The sequence below is a fragment of the Streptomyces eurythermus genome, assembly GCF_014649115.1.
Taxonomy (GTDB): Bacteria; Actinomycetota; Actinomycetes; order Streptomycetales; family Streptomycetaceae; genus Streptomyces; species Streptomyces eurythermus.
Genome location: NZ_BMSK01000001.1, coordinates 528,256 through 552,579, shown reverse-complemented (window position 1 = coordinate 552,579; position 24,324 = coordinate 528,256). Strand labels below are relative to the sequence as shown.

Annotated in this window: 21 protein-coding genes; 10 read left to right on the top strand and 11 right to left on the bottom strand. The window is 71.9% G+C overall.

The genetic code is table 11. The features are described from left to right. Positions 1 to 32 precede the first annotated feature (32 nt). Positions 33 to 779: a ferritin-like fold-containing protein gene (locus tag IE251_RS02510; RefSeq protein WP_030787904.1), complete on the bottom strand. Its 747-nt coding sequence runs from the start codon at positions 777 to 779 to the stop codon at positions 33 to 35. Positions 780 to 1,302: 523 nt separating this feature from the next. Between IE251_RS02510 and IE251_RS02505 the strand changes: the two genes are divergently transcribed. Both IE251_RS02505 and IE251_RS02500 read left to right on the top strand, forming a co-directional pair. Then, a complete protein-coding gene (locus tag IE251_RS02505) occupies positions 1,303 to 3,999 on the top strand; it encodes a DEAD/DEAH box helicase (protein ID WP_189751224.1) in 2,697 nt (898 codons plus the stop codon). Between the two features lie 214 nt (positions 4,000 to 4,213). Continuing rightward, complete coding sequence (locus IE251_RS02500) at positions 4,214 to 5,128, top strand: alpha/beta fold hydrolase (RefSeq protein WP_189751223.1); 915 nt, start codon at positions 4,214 to 4,216, stop codon at positions 5,126 to 5,128. Here IE251_RS02500 and IE251_RS02495 read toward each other — a convergent pair. Beyond that, complete coding sequence (locus IE251_RS02495) at positions 5,125 to 6,033, bottom strand: NYN domain-containing protein (RefSeq protein WP_189751222.1); 909 nt, start codon at positions 6,031 to 6,033, stop codon at positions 5,125 to 5,127. The two genes, IE251_RS02500 and IE251_RS02495, sit on opposite strands and share 4 nt — an antisense overlap. 207 nt (positions 6,034 to 6,240) lie before the next feature. Here IE251_RS02495 and IE251_RS02490 point away from each other — a divergent pair, with 207 nt between their 5' ends. Then, on the top strand, positions 6,241 to 6,393 hold the full coding sequence (locus tag IE251_RS02490) for a DUF8834 family protein (RefSeq protein WP_189751221.1): 153 nt from the start codon (positions 6,241 to 6,243) through the stop codon (positions 6,391 to 6,393). 55 nt (positions 6,394 to 6,448) lie between these two features. Here the strand turns inward: IE251_RS02490 and IE251_RS02485 are convergent, their stop codons facing one another. The 3 genes from IE251_RS02485 to IE251_RS02475 all read right to left on the bottom strand — a co-directional run bounded on the left by IE251_RS02485 (position 6,449) and on the right by IE251_RS02475 (position 8,843). Then, positions 6,449 to 7,054: a MarC family protein gene (locus tag IE251_RS02485; RefSeq protein ID WP_030614765.1), complete on the bottom strand. Its 606-nt coding sequence runs from the start codon at positions 7,052 to 7,054 to the stop codon at positions 6,449 to 6,451. 73 nt (positions 7,055 to 7,127) lie between these two features. Next, complete coding sequence (locus tag IE251_RS02480; protein WP_189751220.1) at positions 7,128 to 7,985, bottom strand: PHP domain-containing protein; 858 nt, start codon at positions 7,983 to 7,985, stop codon at positions 7,128 to 7,130. 216 nt (positions 7,986 to 8,201) lie between these two features. After that, entirely contained in the window at positions 8,202 to 8,843 is a 642-nt protein-coding gene (locus tag IE251_RS02475) for a DUF6758 family protein (RefSeq protein ID WP_030614772.1), read from the bottom strand. A 169-nt stretch (positions 8,844 to 9,012) separates the two neighbouring features. On the opposite strand from IE251_RS02475, the gene IE251_RS02470 reads away from it, so the two are divergent. Then, positions 9,013 to 10,236 (top strand): MFS transporter, encoded by a 1,224-nt coding sequence (locus IE251_RS02470; RefSeq protein ID WP_189751219.1) that lies wholly within the window; start codon positions 9,013 to 9,015, stop codon positions 10,234 to 10,236. Positions 10,237 to 10,289: 53 nt separating this feature from the next. On the opposite strand, the gene IE251_RS02465 is transcribed toward IE251_RS02470, so the two are convergent. Beyond that, positions 10,290 to 10,874, bottom strand: a complete 585-nt coding sequence (locus IE251_RS02465; RefSeq protein ID WP_189751218.1) for a suppressor of fused domain protein — start codon at positions 10,872 to 10,874, stop codon at positions 10,290 to 10,292. Positions 10,875 to 11,335: 461 nt separating this feature from the next. Here IE251_RS02465 and IE251_RS02460 point away from each other — a divergent pair, with 461 nt between their 5' ends. Further along, the gene (locus IE251_RS02460; protein ID WP_189751217.1) at positions 11,336 to 12,463 is read left to right on the top strand and encodes a magnesium and cobalt transport protein CorA; all 1,128 of its coding nucleotides are present in this window, start codon (positions 11,336 to 11,338) and stop codon (positions 12,461 to 12,463) included. A gap of 53 nt (positions 12,464 to 12,516) precedes the next feature. Continuing rightward, on the top strand, positions 12,517 to 13,032 hold the full coding sequence (locus IE251_RS02455; protein ID WP_189751216.1) for a hypothetical protein: 516 nt from the start codon (positions 12,517 to 12,519) through the stop codon (positions 13,030 to 13,032). Between the two features lie 40 nt (positions 13,033 to 13,072). Here the strand turns inward: IE251_RS02455 and IE251_RS02450 are convergent, their stop codons facing one another. Then, positions 13,073 to 13,819, bottom strand: a complete 747-nt coding sequence (locus IE251_RS02450) for a hypothetical protein (protein ID WP_189751215.1) — start codon at positions 13,817 to 13,819, stop codon at positions 13,073 to 13,075. A gap of 190 nt (positions 13,820 to 14,009) precedes the next feature. Here IE251_RS02450 and IE251_RS02445 point away from each other — a divergent pair, with 190 nt between their 5' ends. Genes IE251_RS02445 through IE251_RS02435 form a run of 3 tightly spaced genes read left to right on the top strand, consistent with a single transcriptional unit; the run spans position 14,010 to position 17,080 of the window. Beyond that, a complete protein-coding gene (locus tag IE251_RS02445) occupies positions 14,010 to 15,299 on the top strand; it encodes a magnesium transporter MgtE N-terminal domain-containing protein (protein ID WP_189751214.1) in 1,290 nt (429 codons plus the stop codon). Next, the gene (locus IE251_RS02440) at positions 15,289 to 15,903 is read left to right on the top strand and encodes a DUF1003 domain-containing protein (RefSeq protein ID WP_189751213.1); all 615 of its coding nucleotides are present in this window, start codon (positions 15,289 to 15,291) and stop codon (positions 15,901 to 15,903) included. The genes IE251_RS02445 and IE251_RS02440 overlap by 11 nt, the downstream gene beginning before the upstream one ends. Positions 15,904 to 15,946: 43 nt before the next feature. After that, entirely contained in the window at positions 15,947 to 17,080 is a 1,134-nt protein-coding gene (locus IE251_RS02435) for an Mrp/NBP35 family ATP-binding protein (RefSeq protein ID WP_030787938.1), read from the top strand. Positions 17,081 to 17,181: 101 nt separating this feature from the next. Here the strand turns inward: IE251_RS02435 and IE251_RS02430 are convergent, their stop codons facing one another. After that, positions 17,182 to 17,571 carry a hypothetical protein gene (locus tag IE251_RS02430; protein WP_229896542.1) on the bottom strand — a complete coding sequence of 130 codons (390 nt, stop codon included), beginning with the start codon at positions 17,569 to 17,571 and terminating at the stop codon, positions 17,182 to 17,184. 173 nt (positions 17,572 to 17,744) lie between these two features. Between IE251_RS02430 and IE251_RS02425 the strand changes: the two genes are divergently transcribed. Next, on the top strand, positions 17,745 to 20,231 hold the full coding sequence (locus tag IE251_RS02425) for a DUF6185 family protein (RefSeq protein ID WP_307784818.1): 2,487 nt from the start codon (positions 17,745 to 17,747) through the stop codon (positions 20,229 to 20,231). A 52-nt stretch (positions 20,232 to 20,283) separates the two neighbouring features. Here the strand turns inward: IE251_RS02425 and IE251_RS02420 are convergent, their stop codons facing one another. The 3 genes from IE251_RS02420 to IE251_RS02410 form a co-directional block, all read right to left on the bottom strand. After that, positions 20,284 to 20,946 (bottom strand): hypothetical protein, encoded by a 663-nt coding sequence (locus IE251_RS02420; RefSeq protein ID WP_189751211.1) that lies wholly within the window; start codon positions 20,944 to 20,946, stop codon positions 20,284 to 20,286. A gap of 259 nt (positions 20,947 to 21,205) precedes the next feature. Beyond that, complete coding sequence (locus tag IE251_RS02415) at positions 21,206 to 21,646, bottom strand: sec-independent translocase (protein ID WP_189751210.1); 441 nt, start codon at positions 21,644 to 21,646, stop codon at positions 21,206 to 21,208. Between the two features lie 84 nt (positions 21,647 to 21,730). Then, positions 21,731 to 23,380: a trypsin-like peptidase domain-containing protein gene (locus IE251_RS02410; RefSeq protein ID WP_189751311.1), complete on the bottom strand. Its 1,650-nt coding sequence runs from the start codon at positions 23,378 to 23,380 to the stop codon at positions 21,731 to 21,733. Positions 23,381 to 24,324: the final 944 nt, after the last annotated feature.

The window sequence follows — 24,324 nt, the reverse complement described above, 5'->3', positions numbered from 1 at the left end:
GGGCCCGGGGGCCGTGCCCAGGCTCATTCGGTTCAGGCCGCGAGGCCCAGCGCGGCCATCCGCTTCGTGTGCGCCTCGGTGATCCGGGAGAACATCCGGCCGACCTCGGCGAGGTCGAAGCCGTCGGCCACGCCCCCCACGAGCATCGTGGACAGCGCGTCCCGCTCGGCGACCACCCGCTGCGACTGCGACAGCGCCTCGCCCATCAGCCGCCGCGCCCACAGCGCCAGCCGGCCGCCCACCCGCGGGTCGGCGTCGATGGCGGCCCGCACCTTCTCCACCGCGAAGTCGGCGTGCCCGGTGTCGTCCAGCACGGCGAGCACCAGCTCACGGGTGTCGGAGTCGAGGCGCGCGGCGACCTCCCGGTAGAAGTCGCTGGCGATCGAGTCGCCGACGTACGCCTTGACCAGGCCCTCCAGCCAGTCCGAGGGCGCGGTCTGCCGGTGGAAGCCGTCGAGCGCGGCCACGAACGGGTCCATGGCGGCCGTCGGCTCCTCGCCGATCCCGGTCAGCCGGTCCCGCAGCCGCTCGAAGTGGTGGAACTCGGCCGAGGCCATCTTCGCCAGCTCCGCCTTGTCCGCGAGGGTCGGCGCCAGCTTGGCGTCCTCCGCGAGCCGCTCGAACGCCGCCAGCTCTCCGTAGGCGAGCGCGCCGAGCAGGTCCACGACGGCGGCGCGGTACTGCGGGTCGGCGGACGCCTGCGCCCAGTCCTGGGCGGCGACACCGGTGGGGCCGGAAGGTGCGGCGGACGCGTTCTCAGGCTTGTCAGAGCTAGTCATGAGGCGCACAATAGCCCGCTCGGCGGCTCGCTCAAGCCCTCGGCCGATCACTGTGAAACCACGGCCGATCGATGTGACGACCACTACGTGACCGAATCGGCCATCGCATGTGCGTCGATCCGGGGTATGGTGGTAATGCGCCTGCTGAGTGCGTCGACGGTGTTCGACGTGTCCCGACAGGCCGCACGCATGAGGATGCCCGGTCGGTGGCCCGATCGGCTCCGACCCGACAGCTCTCCACGACCGTACGGCTCAGACCGTACGACAACGGGAGAGACCCTCAGCGGTACGAGCGCTAGAGCGTCGGCAGAGGTCCCGTGTCTTACGGCTTGCCCGAGTGGTTCGTCCGTACGGCAGCCGACGTCCCCGGCACGGTCAGACATGACCCCCCGCGCTCGCCTCGCACCGCACACACAGAAGAGGCAGCACCCTGACTACGACGTTCCGAGACCTCGGGATCCTTCCCGAGACCGCCGAAGCCCTGGAAGCCGTCGGCATCATCACCCCCTTCCCCATCCAGGAGATGACGCTCCCCGTAGCCCTGTCGGGCACGGACGTCATCGGCCAGGCCAAGACCGGCACCGGCAAGACGCTGGGCTTCGGCCTTCCGCTCCTCGAGCGCGTCACCGTCCCCGCCGACGTCGAGGCCGGGCGCGCCACCCCCGAAGCCCTCACCGACGCCCCGCAGGCCCTCGTCGTCGTCCCGACGCGCGAGCTGTGCACCCAGGTCACCAACGACCTGCTGACGGCGGGCAAGGCCCGTAACGTCCGCGTGCTCGCGATCTACGGCGGCCGGGCGTACGAACCGCAGGTCGAGGCCCTGAAGAAGGGCGTCGACGTGGTCGTCGGCACCCCGGGCCGGCTGCTGGACCTCGCGGGCCAGAAGAAGCTGGACCTCAAGCACGTCAGGTGCCTGGTCCTCGACGAGGCCGACGAGATGCTCGACCTGGGCTTCCTGCCCGACGTCGAGAAGATCATCGACATGCTGCCCGCCAAGCGCCAGACCATGCTGTTCTCGGCGACCATGCCGGGCGCGGTCATCGGCCTCGCACGCCGCTACATGTCCCGGCCCACGCACATCCGCGCCACCGCGCCGGACGACGAGGGCGCCACGGTCGCGAACATCAAGCAGTTCGTCTACCGCGCGCACAACATGGACAAGCCGGAGATGGTCGCCCGCATCCTGCAGGCCGAGGGCCGCGGACTGGCGATGATCTTCTGCCGTACCAAGCGGACGGCCGCCGACATCGCCGAGCAGCTCCAGCGGCGCGGGTTCGCCTCCGGCGCGGTCCACGGCGACCTCGGCCAGGGCGCCCGCGAGCAGGCGCTGCGCGCCTTCCGCAACGGCAAGGTCGACGTCCTCGTCTGCACCGACGTCGCCGCGCGCGGCATCGACGTCGAGGGTGTCACCCACGTCATCAACTACCAGTCCCCCGAGGACGAGAAGACGTACCTGCACCGCGTCGGCCGTACGGGCCGGGCGGGCGCCAAGGGCACGGCGATCACGTTCGTCGACTGGGACGACATCCCGCGCTGGCAGCTGATCAACAAGGCGCTGGAGCTGGACTTCCACGAGCCGGTGGAGACGTACTCCAGCTCCCCGCACCTCTTCACCGACCTGGGCATCCCCGCGGGCACCAAGGGCATCCTGCCGCGCTCCGAGCGGACCCGCGCCGGTCTGGACGCGGAGGAGCTGGAGGACCTGGGCGAGACCGGCGGGCGGGGCGCGCGCGGCCGTGGCCGCGGTGGCCGGGACGACCGTGCCCAGACTGCCGAGCGCGACCGTGACCAGTCGGCCGAGCGCGAGCGTCCGGCCCGTACGCCGCGCCGGCGCCGCCGTACGCGCGGCGGAGCGCCGGTGGACGCGGCCCCCGCCGCGTCGGCCCCGGCCGCCGAGGTCGCCGGGGCGGAGGAGGCCCCGGCCGCCACCCGTACCCCGCGCCGCCGTCGCCGCACGCGCGGCGGAGCGGCCGCGCAGCCGGTGACGGCCGCGACGGCGACCACGACGGCCGAGGAAGCCCCCGCCGCCGAGGCGGTGGCCCCGGTGGAGGTTCCCGCCGCCGTGGAGGAGGCGCCGGAGAAGCCGCGCCGCCGCCGCACGCGGAAGTCGACGGCGAGCGAGCCGGTGACGACGGAGGCTGCGGAGGCTACGGCCCCGGTGGCCGAGCCTGTGATCGCGGCCACCCCGGTGACGGAGCCCGTGACCGAGCCCGTGGCCGCTGCCGCTCCGGTGGCCGAGGTCGCGCCGGCGACGGAGACCAAGCCCCGCCGCCGCACGCGGAAGACGGCCGAGCCGGCCCCCGAGGTGGAAGCGGCCGTGGACACGGCCGAGGCCACGGAGGAGCCCAAGCCTCGTCGCCGCACCCGCAAGACTGCGGAGCCCGCCACGCCCGACGCCCCCGAGGCGGAGGCGGAGACCAAGCCGAAGCGCACCCGCAAGACCGCCGCGACCACGCCGGAGGCCGCCGAGGCCAAGCCGCGCCGGACCCGCAAGACCGCGGCTGCGGCCGAGGCCCCTGCGGACACGGCCGAAGGCACGGAGACGAAGCCGCGCCGGACCCGCAAGGCCGCGGTTGCCGCGGAGGCCCCCGAGGCCGAAGCGGAGACCAAGCCGCGCCGGACCCGGAAGACCGCGGCTGCGGCACCGGAAGCCGCCGAGGCGGAGGCCGAGGCCAAGCCGAAGCGCACCCGCAAGACCGCCGCGACCACGCCGGAGGCCGCCGAGGCGGAGGCCGAGGCCAAGCCGAAGCGCACCCGTAAGACGGCCGCCGCTGCCGAGGCCCCTGCGGCCGAAGCCGAGGCGGAGGTCAAGCCGAAGCGCACCCGCAAGACCGCCGCGACCGCGCCGGAGGCCGCCGAAGCCGAGGCCAAGCCGCGCCGGACCCGGAAGGCCGCCACCACGGCACCGGAGGCCGCCGAGGCGGAGGCCGAGGCCAAGCCCCGTCGTACCCGTAAGACGGCCGCTGCCGCCGAAGCCGGTGACGGGGAAGCGGTGGCCGCTCCGAAGGCGCGGCGGGCCCGTAAGGCCACCGCCGCCGAGGCGGCTGCTCCGGAGATCCCGGCGCAGTCCACCGAGGAGCCGGAGGTCAAGCCGCGACGCCGGACCCGCAAGGCGGCGGAGCCAGCTGCCGAGGCGGCCGGTGAGAGCGCCGGGACGACGACGCCCAAGCCGCGCCGGACCCGTAAGGCCACGGCCGCCGCGGAGGCTCCCGAGGCCTGAGCCGGTGCCGCACGCGCGGCACTGGCAGGGCATCAGCTCAGGTCCGATGGCCGGGTTCACGACAGTGGACCCGGCCATCGGCGTCTCCGCCCGAGCCCGGGCCCCGCCGGCCACTCCGCCCCCTTCTCACGGCGGAGCCCGACGCCCGGGGCCCCCGCCCGGCGGCCCGAACCCGCGCGCGCCCTTCCCCGCCCCCTGCCGATAGCCTCTCCCCATGAGCAGGCCCGCCACCTTCGTCCCGCCCCCCGGTGCCCGCGCCTACCCCCTCCGGACGGCGCGCGGGGAGTTCGCCGTGGTCGACGCCCCGGTGGCCGCCGGAGTCGAGCCCAAGGGGGTCGCGCTGCTGCTGCCGGGGTTCACCGGGAGCAAGGAGGACTTCAATCCGCTGCACGTGCCGCTGGCCGAGCGCGGCTACCGGACCGTCGCCGTCGACGGCCGGGGCCAGTTCGAGTCGGACGGCCCGGTGACGGACGAGTCGGCCTACGCGCAGGAGGAGCTGGCGCGGGACGTCCTCGCGCAGGCGGAGGCGATCGGCGGCCCGGTGCATCTGCTGGGCCACTCCCTGGGCGGCCAGATCGCGCGCGCGGCCGTGCTGCTGGACCGCTCGCCCTTTCTGTCGCTCACCCTGATGGCCTCGGGCCCGGCGCAGATCTCGGCGCCCCAGCAGGAGCGCGTGAAGCTGCTCCGGGACGCGCTGGCGGTGCTCGGCATGGCGGAGGTGTGGGAGGCGCTCCAGGCGATGGAGCCGCCGGAGGAGACGGAGGCGCCGGCGCTCGACGCCGGGCTGGACGACCGGGCCGATCTGCGGCGCCGCTGGCTGGGCACCAAACCCGCCCAACTGCTGGCCACCGGGCGCCAGTTGTGCACGGAGCCGGACCGGGTCGCCGAGCTGGCGGCCGTGCCGCTGCCGTTCCATGTGCTGTCGGGCGCGCGGGACGACACCTGGCCGCTGCCGCTCCTGGACGACATGGCCGTACGGCTGAGGGCCCGGCGCACGGTCGTCGAGGGCGCCGAGCACTCCCCGAACACCGACCGGCCCCTGGAGACGGCCCGGGCGCTCGCCGGCTTCTGGGACGACACCGCGGACGCCCGCCGCAACCGGCCTGGTACCGGCCCGGTGCCGGCCTAGTACTGGGTCCGCAGGTGCTCCCAGAACCCGTCCCTGAGCGCGCGGCGCAGCTCCGCCTGGCCGCGCAGGGAGTACTGGAGCAGTTCCTCGGCCTCGACCAGCAGCTCCTGGTCGACGGAACCGGGCAGGTAGGGGTGGCCGGGGAACAGTTCCACGAGGGCTTCGCGGCCTCGGGAGACGAGCCACTTGGCCGCGATCTGGGCTCCGACGAAGCGGACGTCCTCGCGGGTGGGGCGGGCGGTGCCGGTGGCGTCGTACGCGGCGGCCGTGCGCCGGGCGACGTACGGCTTGAAGAAGTCGAGGTCGAAGGTGCGCTGGCTGTCGACCTCCCAGAGCAGCGGTTCGGCCTGGTTGCGGCCCTCGGGTGCCTCGATGCCCCAGAGGTGGACGCGGGCGCCGTAGCCCTGGGCCGCCTCGACCGCCGAGACGAGGTCCTCGTCGCCGCCCAGGAGGGCCGCGTCGCTGATCGCGCGGTGCCTCGCCAGTGACTCCAGGTCCGTGCGGATCAGCGAGTCGACGCCCTTCTGCTGGTTGTTGGCGTTGAGGTTGCCGAGGCGGACCTTGACGTCGGGCAGCTCGGCGATGACCTGTTGTTCGGCGGTGTGTATACGACGCCGGGCGCCGTCGTACCAGTAGACGCGCAGCAGCCGGCTGTCCGCGAAGATCATTCGGGCCCGGTCGATCAGCGCCTCGATCAGGCCCTCGGCGTCCAGGTCGAAGGCGCGGCGGTCCTCGGTCCCGGCGACCAGCCGGCCGACGGCGGCGTACAGATAGCCGGCGTCCACGAAGATGGCGTGGGTCGAGGGCGTCTTCGCCACCTCGGCGAGCATGCGCTCCAGCAGCTCGTTCGTGCGGTCGATGCGGGCCTCGAGGGCGGCGGCCTGGTCGTCGTTCATTGTCTTCATTGTCCCGGTGGTCACAGTACGAACACAACCGGTCCCGGTCGGTCCCTTCCGTTCTGCTTACCGGTCAGTTATTAGTCGTTCGAAAAATTTCTTTAGCGTAGGGAATGTTCGTAACAAACGGAGCGTTGACTAGGTACGACACCGGGAGCACCGGCAGTCACACCAGTAGTTCTCCGCAGGAGGATGACCAGACGAAGGGAGAAGCCCATGCGCTTCGAAATCATGCGACTCGACGAGGTCGACGGCACCGCCGTGGACAGCACCGTCGTGGACGCCGCCTCCGTCAACCGGATCGTTCAGCAGGCCGCCGCCGTCGGGCAGCGCCTGTGGATCCGCCCGGCCGAGACCCAGGCCTCGTAGCCCGCGCGCGGGCGTCAGCCACTCAAGCTTTCCGGGGGAGCCGAGCCGACGAGGGTCAGCTCCCCCGGATCACCTGAGTGACACCGTTGATGATCTGCTGGACGGCGATCGCGGAGAGCATCATGCCCGCGAGCCGCGTCACCAGCACGACGCCGCCGTCCTTGATGACCCGGATGATCAGCAGCGAGTAGCGCATCACCAGCCACAGCACGACGTGGATCGCGAGGATCGCGGACCACACCGAGATCTGCGTGGTCACGCTGTCGGCCTTCTGCACGGCCAGGATCACGGACACGATCGCGCCGGGCCCCGCCAGCAGCGGCATGCCCAGCGGCACGAGGGCCACGTTGACGTCCTTGGTCTGCTTCGGCTCGTCGGTCTTGCCGGTGAGCAGGTCCAGCGCGATCAGCAGGAGCAGCAGTCCGCCCGCGATCATCAGCGCGGGCACGGAGACGTGCAGGTAGTTCAGGATCTGGTGGCCCAGGACGCCGAAGACGGCGATGACCCCGCCCGCCACGCAGACGGCCTGGAAGGCCATCCGCTTCTGCACCTTGGCCGGCCGTCCGGCGGTCAGGGCGAGGAAGATCGGGGTGATCCCAGGGGGATCCATGATGACAAAAAGGGTCAGGAACAGAGAGCCGAAGACGGCGATGTCGAACATGAGGGAAGTGCAGGCCTTGCGGGAAGAGGAAGTACGGGCGTGAAGGGGTACGGCGGACCGGCCCCGGAGGGCCTCAGGCTCCGCCGGTACCCGGCACCGGGAACGCGCCCGTCGCCCGCCGGGTGATCTCCCCGTACACCTCGGGGTCGGTCGTGTTCGCGCCCAGCGCCACGGTCTTGCGGCTGCCGTGGTAGTCCGAGGAGCCCGTGACCAGCAGCCCCAGCTCGTTCGCCAGGCCGCGCAGCCGGGCCCGGGCGTCGGCGTCGTGGTCGATGTGGTCGACCTCGATGCCGTCCAGTCCGGCCTCCGCCAGCTCCGCGATCCGCGCGTCGGGCACGGTGCGGCCCCGCTTGGCCGCGGCCGGGTGGGCGAACACACAGACTCCGCCCGCGGCCTTGACCAGCCGGATCGCCTCGAAGGGGTCGGTCTCGTGCTTCTCCACGAAGGCCCGCCCGCCGTCGGCCAGCCACTCCTCGGTGAACGCGTCGCTCACCGAGGGCACGACCCCCAGCTCCACCATGGCGCTGGCGATGTGCGGGCGCCCGACGGAGCCGCCGGCGGCGATCCGCTCGACCTGCTCCCAGGTGACCGGCACGCCCAGCATGTTGAGCCGGGCGATCATGCCCTTGGCCCGCGGCACCCGGTCGTCCCGGACCAGCTCCCGCTCGGCGAGCAGGGCGGGCTCCTCGGGGTCGAAGAGGTAGGCCAGCAGGTGCATCGAGATGCCGTCGACCCGGCAGGACAGCTCGGCGCCGGTGACGAGGGTGAGCCCCTCGGGCACCGCGGCGACGGCCTCGCCGTAGCCCCGGGTGGTGTCGTGATCGGTCAGCGCGACGACGTCCAGTCCGGCCGCGGCGGCGTTCCGCACCAGCTCGGCCGGGGTGTCCGTACCGTCGGAGGCCGTGGAGTGGCAGTGCAGATCGATGCGCACGACGACTCCAGACAGACGGACGTAAGGGACACGGACACCTAAGGATACCGATGTTTTCGCCGTCGACTGTCACACCCGAACCCGCCAAGCACCCTTTACTTGGGCGTCCCAAAGGGGCGCGGGGCTGTACCGAATATGCGGCTCCGCCGCGCGGGCGCGACCAGCCACGACGAACCCGCACCCGCCGACGCGCAGAACCCGGCACCCCAGCAGGCGCTACGGCCGAAGCAAGCGCGGCGAAAGCGCTCCGCACGGCACCAGGTCTATCTCCGCCCCCGCGTCCCGCAGATCCGTCAGCACCAGTTCGTCGTACATGAGCAGCCCGGACTGCTCGGGCCAGATCACCGCCCACAGCCACATGCCGAGCGCCTCCCCGGCGAAGACGGCACGGTCGTCGGGGGTGCGGTAGACGTGCCAGAGCGGGGTCGGGCGGCCGGCGGCCAGCACCTTGGTCTGCGGCGGCTTCTCCACGTTCATGTACGAGCCGGGGTCCGGCCCGTCGATGCCGGCGTAGCGCGCGCCGAGGCCGACACCCAGTTCCTCGGCGATCAGGATCAGCTCCCCGGGGCCGCCGAGCGGTCCGGGGCCGGAGCAGGCCACCGCGGTCGCGCGGCCGCCGCTGCGGTCGTCCCCGGCGTACGCCACGCCGGTGAACAGCCAGCCGACCGGCAGCGGCCACGGCATCCACACCGGTACCTGGGTGCGGTGCACGACGACGTTGAGCGCCTCGACGCTGGGCGGGATCACGGGCTGCAGCGGATACACCGTGCCGTGCACATCGCACTGCCACGCATCGGCGAAGAGTCCGGGAGCCCTGACCCGGCCACCGCATCTCGGGCAACTGGGTTCGCCCCTCATAGGGCTCCACGGTCCTACCCCCGACCGCCCACGTCAAGGATGATCACCCGTCCGGACGGAAGAGCCGACCATATGCCCGACCAGCCAAAATAGATGCATCTTGCATTAATTAGGTGCGCTAACTTACTATGTGTATAACCCAACTACCTAGTGAGGATGGGAGAAGCACATGGACCCCCTAGACGCGGGAGCCGGCGGCATCCTGCGGCAGCCCAAGGCGGTCTGGGCCACGGCCGGCGCCTCCGTCGTCGCCTTCATGGGCATCGGCCTCGTCGACCCGATCCTGCCGTCGATCGCCCGGGGCCTGGACGCCACCCCCAGCCAGGTGTCCCTGCTCTTCACCTCGTACTTCCTGATCACGGCCGTGGCGATGCTGCTGACCGGCTTCGTCTCCAGCCGGATCGGCGGGAAGAGGACGCTGCTGCTCGGCCTCGCGTTCGTGGTGGTGTTCGCCGGTCTGGCCGGCACCTCCGGCTCGGTCGGCCAGCTCGTGGGCTACCGGGCCGGCTGGGGCCTCGGCAACGCGCTGTTCGTCTCCACCGCCCTCGCGGTCATCGTCGGCGCGGCGGCCGGCGGCAGCGCGGCGGCGATCCTGCTCTACGAGTCCGCGCTCGGTCTCGGCATGGCCTGCGGCCCGCTGCTCGGCGCGGTCCTCGGCAACGCCAGCTGGCGCTACCCGTTCTTCGGCACGGCCACGCTGATGGCGATCGGCTTCCTGTGCATCGCCGCGTTCCTGAAGGAGCAGCCCAGGCCGGCCCGCAAGACCTCGGTCCTGGACCCGCTCAAGGCGCTCGGCCACGGCGGTCTGGCCTCGGCGGCGGTCTCCGCGTTCTTCTACAACTACACGTTCTTCACCGTGCTGGCCTTCACGCCGTTCGTGCTGGACATGACGCCGTACCGGTCGGGCGCGGTGTTCTTCGCCTGGGGCCTGCTGCTCGCCGTCTTCTCGGTGATCGTGGCCCCGCGCATGCAGGAGCGGTTCGGCTCGCTGAGGGTGCTCGGCGGCTCGCTGGTGCTGCTCGCGGCGGACGTGCTCGTGCTCGGCTACGGCAACCACACCACGGCCGTCGTCTGCACGATCCTGTCCGGCGCGTTCATCGGCGTGAACAACACCGTCTACACCGAACTGGCCCTGGGCGTGTCGGACGCCCCGCGCCCGGTGGCGAGCGCGGGCTACAACTTCGTGCGCTGGTTCGCCGCCGCCGCGGCGCCCTACTTCGCGCCCAAGATCGAGGAGTGGACCGACATCCACATCCCGTTCGTGGTGGCGGCCGTCACGGCGGTGCTGGGCGCGCTCGTGGTCCTGGTCCGGCGCCGGGCCCTCGCGCACGAGGCCGAGGAGCTGGAGCCGAGGCACGCGACCGAGGACGGCGTCGGGGTCTTCGCCAACTGACCGGATCCGGCCTTGTGTTGGTGAGATCGGTCACTCCCGGCGACCGTGGCGGGTCAGTCCAGCGGGACGGATTTCCGGGCCGGGTCCCTGAGGTCCGTCCCGTTCGCCAGCCAGCGCTCCTGGAGGGCCTGGGCGCCGTGCACCCGCTTCCAGGCGGCCTCGTTCGGGGTCATCGGCAACAGCGGCAGGAAACGTACGGGATCCAGCGGGGCGTCCAGTTCCAGGTCCTCGACCAGCCCGCCGGGCTCGCCCACCAGGACCGAGCTGAAGGGGGCGCCGGGCCACAGCGGCTCGCCCACGTCCAGGGAGGCACCGGGTGCCACCACCAGGCCCTCCACCTGCGGGCTCGCGGCCAGGACGGCGAGCGGGCGGAGCAGCTTGTCGGTGTCGGCGAGGCCCGCGCGGACGGACAGCACCAGTTCGGCGCGGGGCCCCTTCACCGGGTCGGCGAGCACCGCCGTGGGGTCCGTCATGGGCTGCCGGGACATCCCGAGGGTGGCGTACCGGACGACGTCCCCCTCGTGGAAGCGGAGCACCTCGATGCGGTCCGTGCCGAGGAAGGTGACGGCGGCACGCGCGTCCGGCTCGCCCAGCGCGGTGGTCAACCGGGCCTCGACCAGAGGAAGAACATCAGCCATGCGGCGAGCATAGAACTCGTCAGCAGCGGGCAAAGCGGCGCCTTGACAGTATCGGCGGCTGGTACTCTGAGCCGGGGGTTCGGGGCGACACGCGGAAGCGTCGCTGTCAAGTCCCGACACCGTTGAGACTCCCTTACGAGGGACCGGCCGGAGGAGGTGGGGCTGCCATGGATCGAAGTCGACCGTGCAGTACCACTCGCTCTTCCGGCCGCTGAATCCCGTTACCGGCTGGCCGCCGTCTTCCTTTGCGCGTCGTCGTTCGGAAGAGCATCTCGTTTCGCTTTGCCTGATCTGTCTGATCTGAATCAGTTCTGCATCGGCAGTGAAGCCGCCACCGCGACGGTGCGGTGCTCCCCGCTTTGTGGACGTGCCACGCACGCACAGCCAGGACGTCCCCATTCCGGGTAGTTCCACCCGTCGCCGCGCGCGTTTTCGCCGCCCGCCCGCGAAGGAGCCTGCCCATGTCGATGATCCGCGACCTGCGCGCCGTGGTCCGCCCCTCGTCCCGCGTCTCGCTGCGCAAGGACTCCGGGACGACGTCGTACGACACCACGCGCGACCCCGCGACGCCCTCGGCCGTCGTCGACTGCGCCGTCTACCGCGACGGCGCGCGCGTGCACAGCGCGGGGCCGCTGAGCCCGCAGGAGGCGATGCGGCAGGTGCGCCGCGACGGCGGGTTCGTCTGGATCGGCCTGCACGAGCCGACCGAGGAGGAATTCGCCGGTATCGCCGGTGAGTTCGGGCTGCACCCGCTGGCCGTGGAGGACGCCGTGCAGGCGCACCAGCGGCCCAAGCTGGAGCGCTACGACGACTCGCTGTTCACGGTCTTCAAGACCATCCACTACGTCGAGCACGACCGGCTGACCGCCAACAGCGAGGTCGTGGAGACCGGCGAGGTCATGTGCTTCACCGGCCGGGACTTCTTCATCACCGTCCGGCACGGCGGCCAGGGTTCCCTGCGCGCCCTGCGCCACCGCCTCCAGGACGACCCCGAACTGCTGGCCAAGGGCCCCTCGGCCGTGCTGCACGCCATCGCCGACCATGTGGTGGACGGCTACATCGCGGTCGCCCACGCGGTGCAGGACGACATCGACGAGGTGGAGACCGAGGTCTTCTCGCCCGGCCGCAAGGGCGGGGTCTCGCGCGGTGTGGACTCCGCCCGGATCTACCAACTCAAGCGCGAGGTACTGGAGTTCAAGCGGGCGGTGGCGCCGCTGCTGCGGCCCATGCAGCTGCTGAGCGAGCGGCCGATGCGGCTGATCGACCCGGACATCCAGAAGTACTTCCGGGACGTGGCCGACCACCTGGCCCGGGTCCAGGAGCAGGTCATGGGCTTCGACGAACTGCTCAACTCCATCCTCCAGGCCAATCTCGCCCAGGCGTCCGTCGCGCAGAACGAGGACATGCGCAAGATCACCGCGTGGGCGGCCATCATCGCCGTACCGACGATGGTGTGCGGGGTGTACGGCATGAACTTCGAGCACATGCCCGAGCTGCACTGGCGGTACGGCTACCCGGTGATCATGGGTGTCACCGCCGCGATCTGTCTGGGCATCCATCGCACGCTGAAGCGCAACGGCTGGCTGTGAGCGGCCGGTGCGGGCCGGCCGGCGGGCCGGTGCGGCCTGGTTAGGCTGGGCCCATGACAAGCGAGCTGCTCGAGCGGGCCCTCATCGAGGAGGCCGCGAAGAAGTCCGGCCTGATCTGGGTCAGGGGCGCCGGTGCCCCGGCCGCGCGGGCGCTGTGGCATGTGTGGCACGAGGGCGCGGTGTGCGTGGTCGGCGACGGGCCGGGCGAGCAGCCGCTGGCGGGGCTGGCCGACGGGGGCCGCGCCGAGGTGAGCGTGCGCAGCAAGGACAAGGGCGGCCGGCTGGTGACGTTCCCGGCCACCGTGAGCGAACTGGTGTCCGGGTCCGAGGAGTGGGAGGCGGCGGTCGCCGAGCTGAAGGGCAAGCGGCTGAACGCCCCCGACGCCGAGGAGATGCCGGCCCGCTGGGCCCGTGAGTGCCGGGTGCTGCGCCTGGTGCCGGCCGGTTCGGTGACCCCGCTGCCGGACGGCAGTCTCGCGGAGCGCCCGGTGCCGACTCCGGTCACCACGCGCGGACCGGTGCCGGCGGGCCTGCCGAAGCTGCTGGTGAAGCGCCGGAAGGGCAGATAAGGGGCTGAGCCGGGTCAGGCACCGCGGCGCCCCCGGCTCGCTACGACGCCGGCAGCTGCCTGCCGTAGTCCACCGTCTCCGACTTCGCCGGCTCCTCGACGGTGAAGTTCCTGCCCCAGTCGGAGAAGCGGAGCGTCCCCGCCTGCCCGGCCCGGACCAGGCGCAGCGGGTACGGCGTGCCCTGGAGGGACACGTCCAGCGTGCCGCCGGAACCCTGGTCGCCGGTGATGCGGATCGTGCGGGTACCCGATCCGTCGGCGTGCCGGCCGTCCGTCGCCAGCGTGCCGTGCAGCGTCAGCAGACCGTCGAGGAGGACGTCCTTGTCCGTGAAGCCGCTGAACTTCCGGTACGCGGGATCCCGCTGCGGCACCTTCACATACTTGCCGTCCAGCTTGCCGGAGGCGCCGTCGCCGCCGTCGGCGTGGTTCCAGAAGTCCGCGCCCGCCTTGAGGTACAGGTCCTCGCCGACCCGCAGCAGCTGGAACGTCGTGCCCTGCGCGGTCACCGACCCGGTGCCGCCGTCGGTCTTGAGCCGCATGTCCAGCCGGTACGTACGGCCGCTGGTGACCACGGTCCCGGACAGCCGTACCGCGCTCGCCGCGTCCGCCGCGGCCCGCGTCTTCGCCTGGATCCGGTCGGGGGGCAGCTTGCCGATCCCGTTGGTCCCGGCGTCGGGATCGTCGTCGCCGCCGCACCCCGACAGCGCCAGCGCTCCCGTCACGGCCAGTGCGCAGGCCGCGGTCACCCAAGCGGTGCGGCGGGTACGGGCCCGGGGAATCGCAGTCACCAAGGGAGCTGCCTTTCTGACGGTTCCTGAGCGGCGTACCGCAGGGTACCGGGGCTCCGCCCGCCCGGCGGAGCCGGTCCGTCCGGACCGCCCACCAGGGCGTATCCGATCGGGACGGGCTAGCCTGAAGCGCACCCGTGCGGACATGTCCGAGCAATTCCCACGATCCTCACGCAAAGGAAGCACAGTCATGGCAGCCGGCGCTCCCCGGATCTTCGTCTCGCACCTCGCCGGGGTGTCCGTCTTCGACCCGGCCGGCGACCAGGTGGGCCGCGTCCGCGACGTGGTCGTCATGCTGCGCGTGGGGCGGCGGCCCCCGCGGGTCCTCGGGCTGGTCGTGGAGCTGTCCACCCGGCGCCGCATCTTCCTGCCCATGACCCGGGTGACCGGCATCGAGTCGGGCCAGGTCATCACCACCGGCGTGCTCAACGTCCGGCGCTTCGAGCAGCGGCCCACCGAGCGGCTGGTCTTCGGCGAGCTGCTGGACCGGCGGGTGACACTGGTGGAGACCGGCGAGGAGGTCACCGTCCTCGACGTGTCCGTGCAGCAGCTGCCCGCCCGCCGGGACTGGGAGGTCGACCGGGTCTTCCTGCGCAAGGGGCGCAAGGGCGGCGCCTTCCGGCGGGCGAAGGGCGAGACGCTGACCGCCGAGTGGTCGGCCGTCACCGGGTTCTCCCTGGAGGAGCACGGGCAGGGCGCCGAGAGCCTGCTCGCCACCTTCGAGCAGCTGCGCCCCGCCGACCTCGCCAACGTCCTGCACCACCTGTCCCCGAAGCGGCGCGCCGAGGTGGCCGCCGCCCTGGACGACGACCGGCTCGCCGACGTCCTCGAGGAGCTGCCGGAGGACGACCAGATCGAGATCCTCGGCAAGCTGAAGGAGGAGCGGGCGGCGGACGTGCTGGAGGCGATGGACCCGGACGACGCGGCCGACCTGCTGGGCGAGCTGCCCGAGGAGGACAAGGAACGGCTGCTGAGCCTGATGCAGCCCGCCGACGCGGCCGACATGCGCCGGCTGATGGCGTACGAGGAGCACACGGCCGGCGGTCTGATGACGACCGAGCCGATCGTGCTGCGCCCGGACGCCACGGTCGCCGACGCGCTCGCCCGGGTCCGCAACCCGGACCTCTCCCCCGCCCTCGCCGCTCAGGTCTACGTCTGCCGCCCGCCCGACGAGACCCCGACCGGCAAGTACCTGGGCACCGTGCACTTCCAACGGCTGCTGCGCGACCCGCCGTACACCCTGGTCAGCTCGCTGGTCGACCACGATCTGCAGCCGCTGGACCCGGACGCGGCGCTGCCGGTCGTCGCCGGGTTCTTCGCCGCCTACGACATGGTGGCGGCGCCCGTGGTGGACGAGTCGGGGTCGCTGCTCGGCGCGGTGACCGTGGACGACGTACTGGACCACATGCTGCCCGACGACTGGCGGGAGACGGAGTTCCACCTGGCCGAGGGAGAGGAGGCGCCCCCGCATGGTTCCTGAGCGCGAGACCGTGGCCCGCGAGCGCCACCCGGCGGGCGCCACGGCCGCCGGCCGGCCCCGGATGCCCCGGCTGGACCAGCCGCGCCCGCCCCGGCGCCGGTTCCTGCCCGAGTGGGACCCGGAGGCCTTCGGCCGGCTGTCGGAGAAGATCGCCCGGTTCCTGGGCACGGGACGCTTCATCGTCTGGATGACGGTCGTCATCATCGTGTGGGTGCTGTGGAACGTCGCCGCGCCCCGCCATCTGCGATTCGACGAGTACCCGTTCATCTTCCTCACCCTGATGCTGTCCCTCCAGGCGTCCTACGCGGCCCCGCTGATCCTGCTCGCGCAGAACAGGCAGGACGACCGCGACCGGGTCAACCTGGAGCAGGACCGCAAGCAGAACGAGCGGTCCATCGCCGACACCGAGTACCTGACCCGGGAGGTGGCCGCGCTGCGCACCGGGCTGGGCGAGGTGGCCACCCGCGACTGGATCCGCTCCGAGCTCCAGGACCTGCTGAAGGAGCTGGAGGAGCACCGCCGGCACGACGGGCACGCGGGTCAGGTCGTATTCCCGGCGGAACGGGCAGAACGCCCGCCGGGACGTGACACAGACGACCGCTGAAGGGCATCCCTCAGGCCCCTCGGCGGGCCGTACCATCGTCCTTATGGCTACGGAAGACGCGGTGCGCGAGGCACTGGCGACGGTGAACGACCCCGAGATCAACCGCCCGATCACCGAACTCGGGATGGTCAAGTCCGTGGAGATCGGCGCGGACGGAGCGGTCGCGGTCACCGTGTATCTGACGGTGTCCGGCTGCCCGATGCGGGACACCATCACGCAACGCGTCACCGAGGCGGTCTCGCGGGTCGAGGGCGTCACCCGGGTCGACGTCACCCTGGACGTGATGAGCGACGAGCAGCGCAAGGAGCTGGCGGCGGCGCTGCGCGGCGGCCAGGCCGAGCGCGAGGTCCCCTTCGCCAAGCCGGGCAACCTGACCCGGGTCTACGCGGTCGCCTCCGGCAAGGGCGGGGTCGGCAAGTCCTCGGTGACGGTCAACCTGGCGGCGGCGATGGCGGCCGACGGCCTGAAGGTCGGTGTCGTCGACGCCGACATCTACGGTCACAGCGTGCCGCGCATGCTGGGCGCCGACGGCCGGCCCACCCAGGTCGAGAACATGATCATGCCGCCGTCCGCGAACGGCGTGAAGGTCATCTCCATCGGCATGTTCACGCCGGGCAACGCCCCGGTCGTCTGGCGCGGCCCGATGCTGCACCGCGCCCTCCAGCAGTTCCTCGCCGATGTCTACTGGGGCGACCTGGACGTCCTGCTCCTGGACCTGCCGCCCGGCACGGGTGACATCGCGATCTCCGTGGCCCAGCTGGTCCCGAACGCCGAGATCCTGGTCGTGACGACCCCGCAGCAGGCGGCGGCCGAGGTCGCCGAGCGCGCCGGTTCCATCGCCGTACAGACCCACCAGAAGATCGTCGGCGTGGTCGAGAACATGTCCGGCCTGCCCTGCCCGCACTGCGGCGAGATGGTCGACGTCTTCGGCACGGGCGGCGGCCAGCTGGTCGCCGACGGCCTGACCCGCACCACGGGCACGACGGTCCCGGTCCTCGGCAGCATCCCCATCGACGTCCGCCTCCGCGAGGGCGGCGACGAGGGCAAGCCGGTGGTCCTCACCGACCCCGGCTCCCCGGCGGGCTCGGCCCTGCGCGCGATCGCCGGCAAGCTGGGCGGCAGGCAGCGCGGTCTGTCGGGCCTGTCGCTGGGCCTGACGCCGAAGAACAAGTTCTGAGCCGGCCTGTCCCAGGCGCTACGGCACGGGGGCGCGCGTCCTTCTGGACGGCGCCCCTTTGTCATGCCCCGGCGGCGCCCCTCTGCCGTGCCGCGTGCGGCTCAGTCGTCCTCGTCCCCCGGGCAGAGGTCGAGCTTGGTGCAGAGCAGGATCTCCTCGTACGCGCCCGACCCGGGTCCGGCTCCGGGCTCGCGCTCGGCATGTGGGACGAACCGCCACTGCGACGCCTTGGCATGCCGGGTCCTGTCCGCCTTCTCCACCTGGACGTGGAGCGTGCGGGCCCTGGGGTCGTTGGTCTCCACGAGGACCTCGTCCGCGGCGAGCGGGAAGTGGTCGTGGAGCAGACACAGGCCGAAGCGGTCCAGGTTGCCGTGCTTGGCGAGCACCGCCACGATGTCCCTGACGAATTCCGAGTCCTCGGGGCCCAGCCCCTCGGCTTCCTCGAAGCGGGGCAGCGGGGCCCGGGAAGCGGAAACGTTCATGTCGGTCATGACCCCTCCGTCGGACAGTTGACGGCACATCGGATTCCAGTATCAACCAGGGACTATTTTCCCGCAATTCCACGGGCGGCAGCCGATGGGGTGGCCTGCCGAAACCCCTTCGCGTGTCCCTGGGCATCCCGAGCACGACGCCGATAAATTCCTCCGGAAGGAGGTGGCGGACAATGAAGGGGATCCGATGGTGGCAGCTACTGCCATTGATTTTCGCGAACCTGATGTGGTGGGGGTGCTCTCCTTCGGAAGCCCTGCAGAAGGATAGCAGCAGATGCTGGGAAAGTCAGCTCGAGAGCAGTCGTGTGGACGCCGTGATTCAATTCGACCAACACGACAGGGACGCCATCAGAATTCACTCGGACATGACTGTCGAGATTCCCGTGAACGAATGGGCCCTGTCCGACCAACTGCTTCTCGACAAGCATTCCGGAGAATATAAACATGCCATGCAGTGCCTGCTGCGCGGGAAGGACACGTCAATCCGGCGTTCGGAATGGCGGTTCAACGAACCGGAGGTGAAAGAGCAGGGGCAGGACATTCGAGTGAGGTATGAATCCTACGCATGGATCAGGGATTATGCCCCCATCAAGCTCGGCCCGTGGGTGGTCAAGTGGAAGAAGGGCGGCACATGGACGGTCCAGTTCAGCCCGACGACGCTGCAGAAATCCCACTGGAAAGTTCGGGCGGACCTCGGGGGCCTGAGCTTTGACGACACGTCGAAAACCGCCTCGCCCGACGACGGCAAGTGGATGTGGGAAGGGGACCCTCCCGGCCGGATCACCTTCGACGTCGGTCTTCCGTGGCAGCGCTGGTGGGTCCTGACCTACGGCCGGTCGTTCTGGAGCAAGATCGGCGTCGGGGCCTGGTGGGTGTGCGCTTCGGTCGTGGTCGCGCTAGCCGCGCTGCGCGGGCGGCCGAGGCACCCGTACTCCGGGAGCGACGGCCGCAAGGACAGCGCTGTCCAGGCCGTACTGCAATGGGCCGCGCTCAGCGGGTCGGTCGCCGTGATGCTGATCGTGATCAGCTACCAGCATGTGAGTCCGCCGTGGAATGCCCTCATGTGCATTTCGGCCGGCCTGGCCCTGACCCTTGTCGCCCGCCCCTGGCTCGGTGGCACGCCTCTCCAGGCCCGCGCCGTGCGAGGCGCGGTCATCTCCGTGGCGGCGGCCGGGTTGCTGGTGGTCGTCGCGCCCCACCTGTTCTACCTGCCGCCGCATCTGGTCTCGAAGGCCGAACCGAGCGTCCTGGGCAAGGTGGGTTATGTGCTCATGGGACTGGCGGCCGTGTGGCTGTGGCTGGCGGCCATGACCGCGTGGGCATGGCGTTTCGCCCGCGAGGGGCTCATGGTCCCCGCCTCCTGGACGGACAGATGGAACAGGGCCCCGGTTCTCTGTGTCACCGTGGTCTCCCTGGCGCTCGGAGCGGTTGCCGGAGGCCTGCTCGGATGTCTCTCCTGGGCGAATGAGAACCAATGGGAGAGGAGTTCCTGGCCCGCCGGGCAGACCGCCGGGCAGACGCACGGGGCGAACGTCGCCAATTACCTGGCGAACTTCTCGTTGTCCCACCTGACGTTGATCTTCTCTGACAGTTGGGTCCTGACGGGGATCGCGCTCCTGGCCCTCTTGAGCTACCGCACCAGGACGCGGCGCCAGTCCGATGAGAATCGGGAGCGGTCGGTGCTGGGGCCGGAAGGACCCGACGTACTGCTCACCGCGGGGGTCTTCTCTTTCACCGCGGGTGTGCAGGGCGCATCGGTCGCCGGGAACGCCGCTCAGTACCCGATCTGGCTCCTGTTGAACATCGCCTCGCTGTTCGGAGTCCTCTCGGTGGGACGACGGTGGTCGGTACTGGGCCGAGCGGGCGAAACCTTCTGCCTGCAGAGGATGAGCGACGAGGGATGGCGTCGTGAGCTGATGGACCGGGCCCATGAGCACCGCTTCCTCGAGAACGAGTCACGGGTGCTCGGCAAGGGGGGCAGCGCGAGCATGACGCTGGATCAGGTGGAAGCCCGTCAGCGCGACTTGCGGCAATGGCTGCTGGCCGGATGCGACAGCGACAGGCCACCGCCCGCCCAGATGTCCGTCATGGACATCGCCCTGGCCTGGGGGCCGGAGGGCCACTGGTGGGACAACGCGGTCCGCGCCGCGCGCGTGGCCTTCTGGTTCGGGATCCCGGGCACCGTAGGGCTGCTTCTGCTGGAACTGCGGCCACGTCTGCAGCAGATGCGGCTCAGATTCGAGCCCACCGCGTTCCCGGAGATCGTCGTGAAGTTCATCGCGTTGCAGGCGGCGTGGGCCGCCGCGGGCTTCGTCCTGGGCGCGCTGTGGCGCCTGCTGCCCGGCCGTCCGAGCCCGGTCCGGGCGTTGAGCCTGGTCCTCGCCTACGCCGTGCCCGCCTGCCTGGCCGTCCTGCTCAATCTCCTCATCGGCGGGGCCTTCACGCGCCTGCTCCTGTACTCCCTTTTCATGGCCGTCGTCCTGACGGCCACCAGCATCGTCATGGACGCGTCGACGTTCAGCGAGGACCAGCAGTACACGCACAGTCGTTTCGCGCTCGTCATGTCCATCTACCGGCTCCAGGGCTTCGCCGCGTACGTCGCCTGGTTCCTGGCCCAGCTGGCCGCTGCCGCAACGCTCTGGGAGTACCTGATCGATTAGCCGGCCGGTCCCGGACCGCCGCCCGGCCGCGGCGGCCCCCAGGCCCCGCCGGCTACGCGTACGCCGCGATGTCCTTGATCGCGGCGAACCCGAGTCCGTACGCGCTCATCCCCCGCCCGTACGCACCCAGATGGACCCCCGCCCCGGTCGTACCGGCGAGCACCCACCCGAACTCGGACTCCCGGTAGTGGAACGAGGCGGCAACCCCGTCGACCGGCAGGGACAGCCGGGACCATTCGGCGCCGTCCAAGTCGTCGGCCAGGGCCCACGCCGTCTCCGTCTGCTGTTCCAGCCAGTCGTCCCGCAGGCTGTGGTCCATCTGCCCGGGCCAGGTGAACGACAGCAGCCCCACCCCGGCCAGCCAGGCCGCGGAGGACACCGACGTCGCCTCCAGCAGGCCGGTGCCGTCGGCGGTCCGCCGGGACGGCTGCGCGGCGACGGTCACCACCACCGCGAACTTCTCCCGCGGCTCGCCCGAACCGCTCTCGCCCCGCAGCGAGGGCTCGTCCCCGTGCCCGATCGAGCCGTGCTCCACGGCACCGTCGGACGTCGTGCCGACCTGCATCAGCCAGCGCGGCCCGGTGAACGCCTCGTCGAGCCCGTACCAGGGGAAGGGCGCCCGCAGGTAACCGTCGACCGTACGCCAGGCGGAGGGGAGCTGCTGTCCGCCCTCCGCGGCCGGCGCCTGCGCGCCCACCCGACTCGTCGTCTCCATCTGCCCGGACGCCTCCTCGCTCTCGTCGGACCGGCCGGCCCGCCCCCCTTCGGGCGTACGCGTCAGGTCCGCACAACAACTCGGCAGCATATCCACACCGCGGAGAGCGGCAGGGCAGGCTCTGGACGCGTGGGTCGCGCGAACGGCCTGTTCACACCGTGCGCGACGGGCGCACGCTATGAAACACGTCACGTGCGCGGCGCACGCCCGCCTGCGTGTCGGGGGGAAGGAGGCGTGGCTTACGGGGAGGAAGCGTGGCTTATGTGGCGTCCATGTCGAACGGCGGGCGGTCGTCGCCGGGACCCTCGGGCTTCTTGGTCATGTCGACGCGTCCACCGGAGGCCGGGGGCGGGGACGACGAGGACGGCGCCTCGCTCTCGCGGCCGTGGACGGCGTCCGTGACCTCGGCCATCTCCTTCTTCAGGTCGAAGCCGTTGCGGATCTCCTTCAGGCCCAGCTCTTCGTTGTCCAGCTGCTTGCGGATGAAGGTCTTGGGGTTGAGATCCTCGAACTCGAAGTCCTTGAACTCCGGACCCAGTTCGTTACGGATGTCCTGCTTGGCGCTCTCCGAGAACTCGCGGATCTTCCGGATCGTGCGCATGACGTCCTGGATGACCTTGGGGAGCTTGTCCGGACCGAAGACGAGCACGGCGAGCACGATGATGGTCACCAGCTCCAGTGGCCCTATGTCATTGAACACCTGACGCTCCTTGCGATGTCCTCGGTCGCTCAACGGTACCCGGCCATCCCGTCCGACCGGTACCGTCCCGAGGTGAGACTTCTGTCAGTTCCGGCCGGACTCGCCCAGCACGAGTGACACCTCCCGCTCCGTGCCGTCGCGTTCGACCGTCAGGCGCAGCCGGTCGCCGGGCCGGTGCGCGCGGATCTTGACGATCAGCTCCCGGCCGGTGCGCACGCGCGCGCCGTCGGCCTCGGTGATGACGTCGCCCGCCTTCAGTCCGGCCCGGTCGCCGGGCCCGCCCCGGGTGACGGCGGGGCCGCCGTTCGCGCCCTTGCCGTCGATGCGGGCGCCGTCACCGGTGTAGCCCATGTCGAGCGTGACGCCGATCACGGGGTGGGTGGCGTGGCCGTGGTCGATCAGCTCCTCGGCGACCCGCTCGGCCTGGTTGACGGGTATGGCGAAGCCGAGGCCGATGGAGCCGGACCGGCCGTCGTCGGCGCCGGAGCCGCCGCCGGCCGAGCGGATGGCGGAGTTGATGCCGATGACCCGGGCGTGGGAGTCGAGCAGCGGGCCGCCGGAGTTGCCCGGGTTGATGGGGGCGTCGGTCTGGAGCGCGTCGACGTAGCTGAGGTCGCTTCCGTCGCTCTTCTCGCCGCCGGCCGTGATGGGCCGCCCCTTGGCGCTGATGATGCCGGAGGTGACCGTGCCCGCGAGGTCGAAGGGGGCGCCGATGGCCACGACGGGGTCGCCCACCTGTACGTCGTCGGAGTCGCCGAGGGGCAGCGGGGTGAGCCCGTGGACGCCGCGCACCCGGACGACGGCGAGGTCATAGCCGGCGTCGCGGCCGACGACCTCGGCCTTCACGGTGTCGCCACTGCTGAACGTCACGGATATCTCGCCGTCCGGCCCGGCGGGCTCGACCACGTGGTTGTTGGTGAGGATGTGTCCCTGGGCGTCGAGGACGAAGCCGGTGCCGGTGCCCGCCTCGTCGTCGCCCCGCACATGCAGGGTGACCACGCTGGGCAGGGCGCGGGCGGCGATCCCGGCCACGCTGTCCGGCGCGCTCCCGGGCTGCGGCCGTACGCCGTCGAGTCGCTCGCGTTCGACGTACGCGCCGACGACTCCGCCGGTGCCGCCGGAGACGACGGCCACGGCGAGGGTCCACCCGACGACCCACCGCCAGGCCCGCCGCCTGCGCTGCGCCCGCGTCAGCACCTTGGCCCCCGTCTGCTGCAACGGCTCCCGCGCCTGAGCCTCGGCCCAGGGGTCGTAACCGGCCCAAGGCCCGGCGCCGCTCTCCGGGCCGGGGGGTGCGGCGGACCCTTGCACCGCCGTGCCCTCCGAGCCGGGGGGTACGGCGGCCTCGTGCGCCGCAGTGCCGTCCGGGCCGGGAGGTACGGCAGCCCCGCGCGCCGCAGTGCCCTCCGGGCCGGGAGGTACGGCAGCCAGGGGCGCCGCCGCGGATTCCAGCCCCTGCGGGGCGGGCGTGCCGTGGGGTGAGGGGAGTGCGGGACCGGTGGGGGGTGCGGGAGGTGGTGCCTGGGGGGCGGAGGGCGTGGCGTCGGACGGCGCCTGGGGGGCGGGGGCCGGCGTTTGGGGCGCGGGAGCTGTGGCGGGAGCCGCCGCTTGGGGCTCGGGGGATGTGGCGAGTGTCTGCGGCACGGGGGCCGTGGTGTGGGCGGGGGCCTGCGGCGCGGGCGCCGTGACGGGAACCCCCGCTTGGGAAGCGGGTGCCGGGGTGGGGGCGGGCATCTGCGACCCGGGAGCCGTGGCGGATCCCGGTGCCTGCGGCGCGGGCGCCGTGGCGGATGCCGGTGCCTGGGGTGCGGACGTCGTGACGGGAACCGCCGCCCCGAGCGCGGGCGCCGCAGCGGGCGCGGGCATCCGCGACCCGGGAGCCGTGGTGGAACTCGGTGCCTGCGGCGCGGGCGCCATGACAGGAACCGCAGCCCCGGGCGCGGGCATCTGCGGCATGGGGGCCACGGTGGATGCGGGTATCTGCGGCGCGGGCGCGCCCTGCGGTATGGGGAGTACGGGCGTTCCGGGGGTCGCGGGCGCCAGCGGGGCCAGGGGCGGGGGGACGGCCGTACCGTGCGCCTGGCTGACCGCCGGATGCTGCACCGGAGGCGCGGGCGCCCAAGGGCCGGGTTCGCCGTACGGCGGGGTGCTGTAGGGGTCGGGATCGTGCAGGGGCGTGACCCGCTCGGCCCCGAACCGCTCACCGGAGTCCGGTACGACGGCCTCCGCGTCCGGACCTCCGGAACCCCCGGCGGACACGGCGGTCACCTCGGCCGCACCGTCCACCGCACCCGGTTCGGGTGACGCCACCTCGGGCCGCCCGGCGGATTCCGCCCTCTCGTCCGCCCGCGCGGCAGGATCCGCCACCGCGTCGGCCCGCGCGGTCGGCGCGGTCGGCAGAGCCGAATCCGCCACCCCGTCGCCCCGCACGACCGGGACCACCACCCCGCCAGCCTGTACGACCGGGTCCACGACCCCGTCGGCCGCCACAGCCGAATCCGCCACCCCGTCGGGTTCGTTCGTCGCCGTCACGGGCCGCGCAGGCCCCGTGCCGGTCTCCCCGGGCTTGCTCCCAGCCTCTCCCCCGGCCTCCCCGGGGGACGCGGGTGGGGTCGGCTTGGCCAGTTCGAAGTCGCCGTCGCCGTCGCCGTCGGAGGGCGGGGTGGTCGGTGTCGTCT

What these genes read in the sequence shown, in the direction of transcription:
- IE251_RS02510 (WP_030787904.1), bottom strand. Translation starts at nt 779, where the DNA reads ATGACTAGCTCTGACAAGCCTGAGAACGCGTCCGCCGCACCTTCCGGC.
- IE251_RS02505 (WP_189751224.1), top strand. Translation starts at nt 1,303, where the DNA reads ATGACGCTCCCCGTAGCCCTGTCGGGCACGGACGTCATCGGCCAGGCC.
- IE251_RS02500 (WP_189751223.1), top strand. Translation starts at nt 4,214, where the DNA reads ATGAGCAGGCCCGCCACCTTCGTCCCGCCCCCCGGTGCCCGCGCCTAC.
- IE251_RS02495 (WP_189751222.1), bottom strand. Translation starts at nt 6,033, where the DNA reads ATGAAGACAATGAACGACGACCAGGCCGCCGCCCTCGAGGCCCGCATC.
- IE251_RS02490 (WP_189751221.1), top strand. Translation starts at nt 6,241, where the DNA reads ATGCGCTTCGAAATCATGCGACTCGACGAGGTCGACGGCACCGCCGTG.
- IE251_RS02485 (WP_030614765.1), bottom strand. Translation starts at nt 7,054, where the DNA reads ATGTTCGACATCGCCGTCTTCGGCTCTCTGTTCCTGACCCTTTTTGTC.
- IE251_RS02475 (WP_030614772.1), bottom strand. Translation starts at nt 8,843, where the DNA reads ATGAGGGGCGAACCCAGTTGCCCGAGATGCGGTGGCCGGGTCAGGGCT.
- IE251_RS02470 (WP_189751219.1), top strand. Translation starts at nt 9,013, where the DNA reads ATGGACCCCCTAGACGCGGGAGCCGGCGGCATCCTGCGGCAGCCCAAG.
- IE251_RS02465 (WP_189751218.1), bottom strand. Translation starts at nt 10,874, where the DNA reads ATGGCTGATGTTCTTCCTCTGGTCGAGGCCCGGTTGACCACCGCGCTG.
- IE251_RS02460 (WP_189751217.1), top strand. Translation starts at nt 11,336, where the DNA reads ATGTCGATGATCCGCGACCTGCGCGCCGTGGTCCGCCCCTCGTCCCGC.
- IE251_RS02455 (WP_189751216.1), top strand. Translation starts at nt 12,517, where the DNA reads ATGACAAGCGAGCTGCTCGAGCGGGCCCTCATCGAGGAGGCCGCGAAG.
- IE251_RS02445 (WP_189751214.1), top strand. Translation starts at nt 14,010, where the DNA reads ATGGCAGCCGGCGCTCCCCGGATCTTCGTCTCGCACCTCGCCGGGGTG.
- IE251_RS02440 (WP_189751213.1), top strand. Translation starts at nt 15,289, where the DNA reads ATGGTTCCTGAGCGCGAGACCGTGGCCCGCGAGCGCCACCCGGCGGGC.
- IE251_RS02435 (WP_030787938.1), top strand. Translation starts at nt 15,947, where the DNA reads ATGGCTACGGAAGACGCGGTGCGCGAGGCACTGGCGACGGTGAACGAC.
- IE251_RS02430 (WP_229896542.1), bottom strand. Translation starts at nt 17,571, where the DNA reads ATGACCGACATGAACGTTTCCGCTTCCCGGGCCCCGCTGCCCCGCTTC.
- IE251_RS02425 (WP_307784818.1), top strand. Translation starts at nt 17,745, where the DNA reads ATGAAGGGGATCCGATGGTGGCAGCTACTGCCATTGATTTTCGCGAAC.
- IE251_RS02420 (WP_189751211.1), bottom strand. Translation starts at nt 20,946, where the DNA reads ATGGAGACGACGAGTCGGGTGGGCGCGCAGGCGCCGGCCGCGGAGGGC.
- IE251_RS02410 (WP_189751311.1), bottom strand. Translation starts at nt 23,380, where the DNA reads ATGCCCGCCCCCACCCCGGCACCCGCTTCCCAAGCGGGGGTTCCCGTC.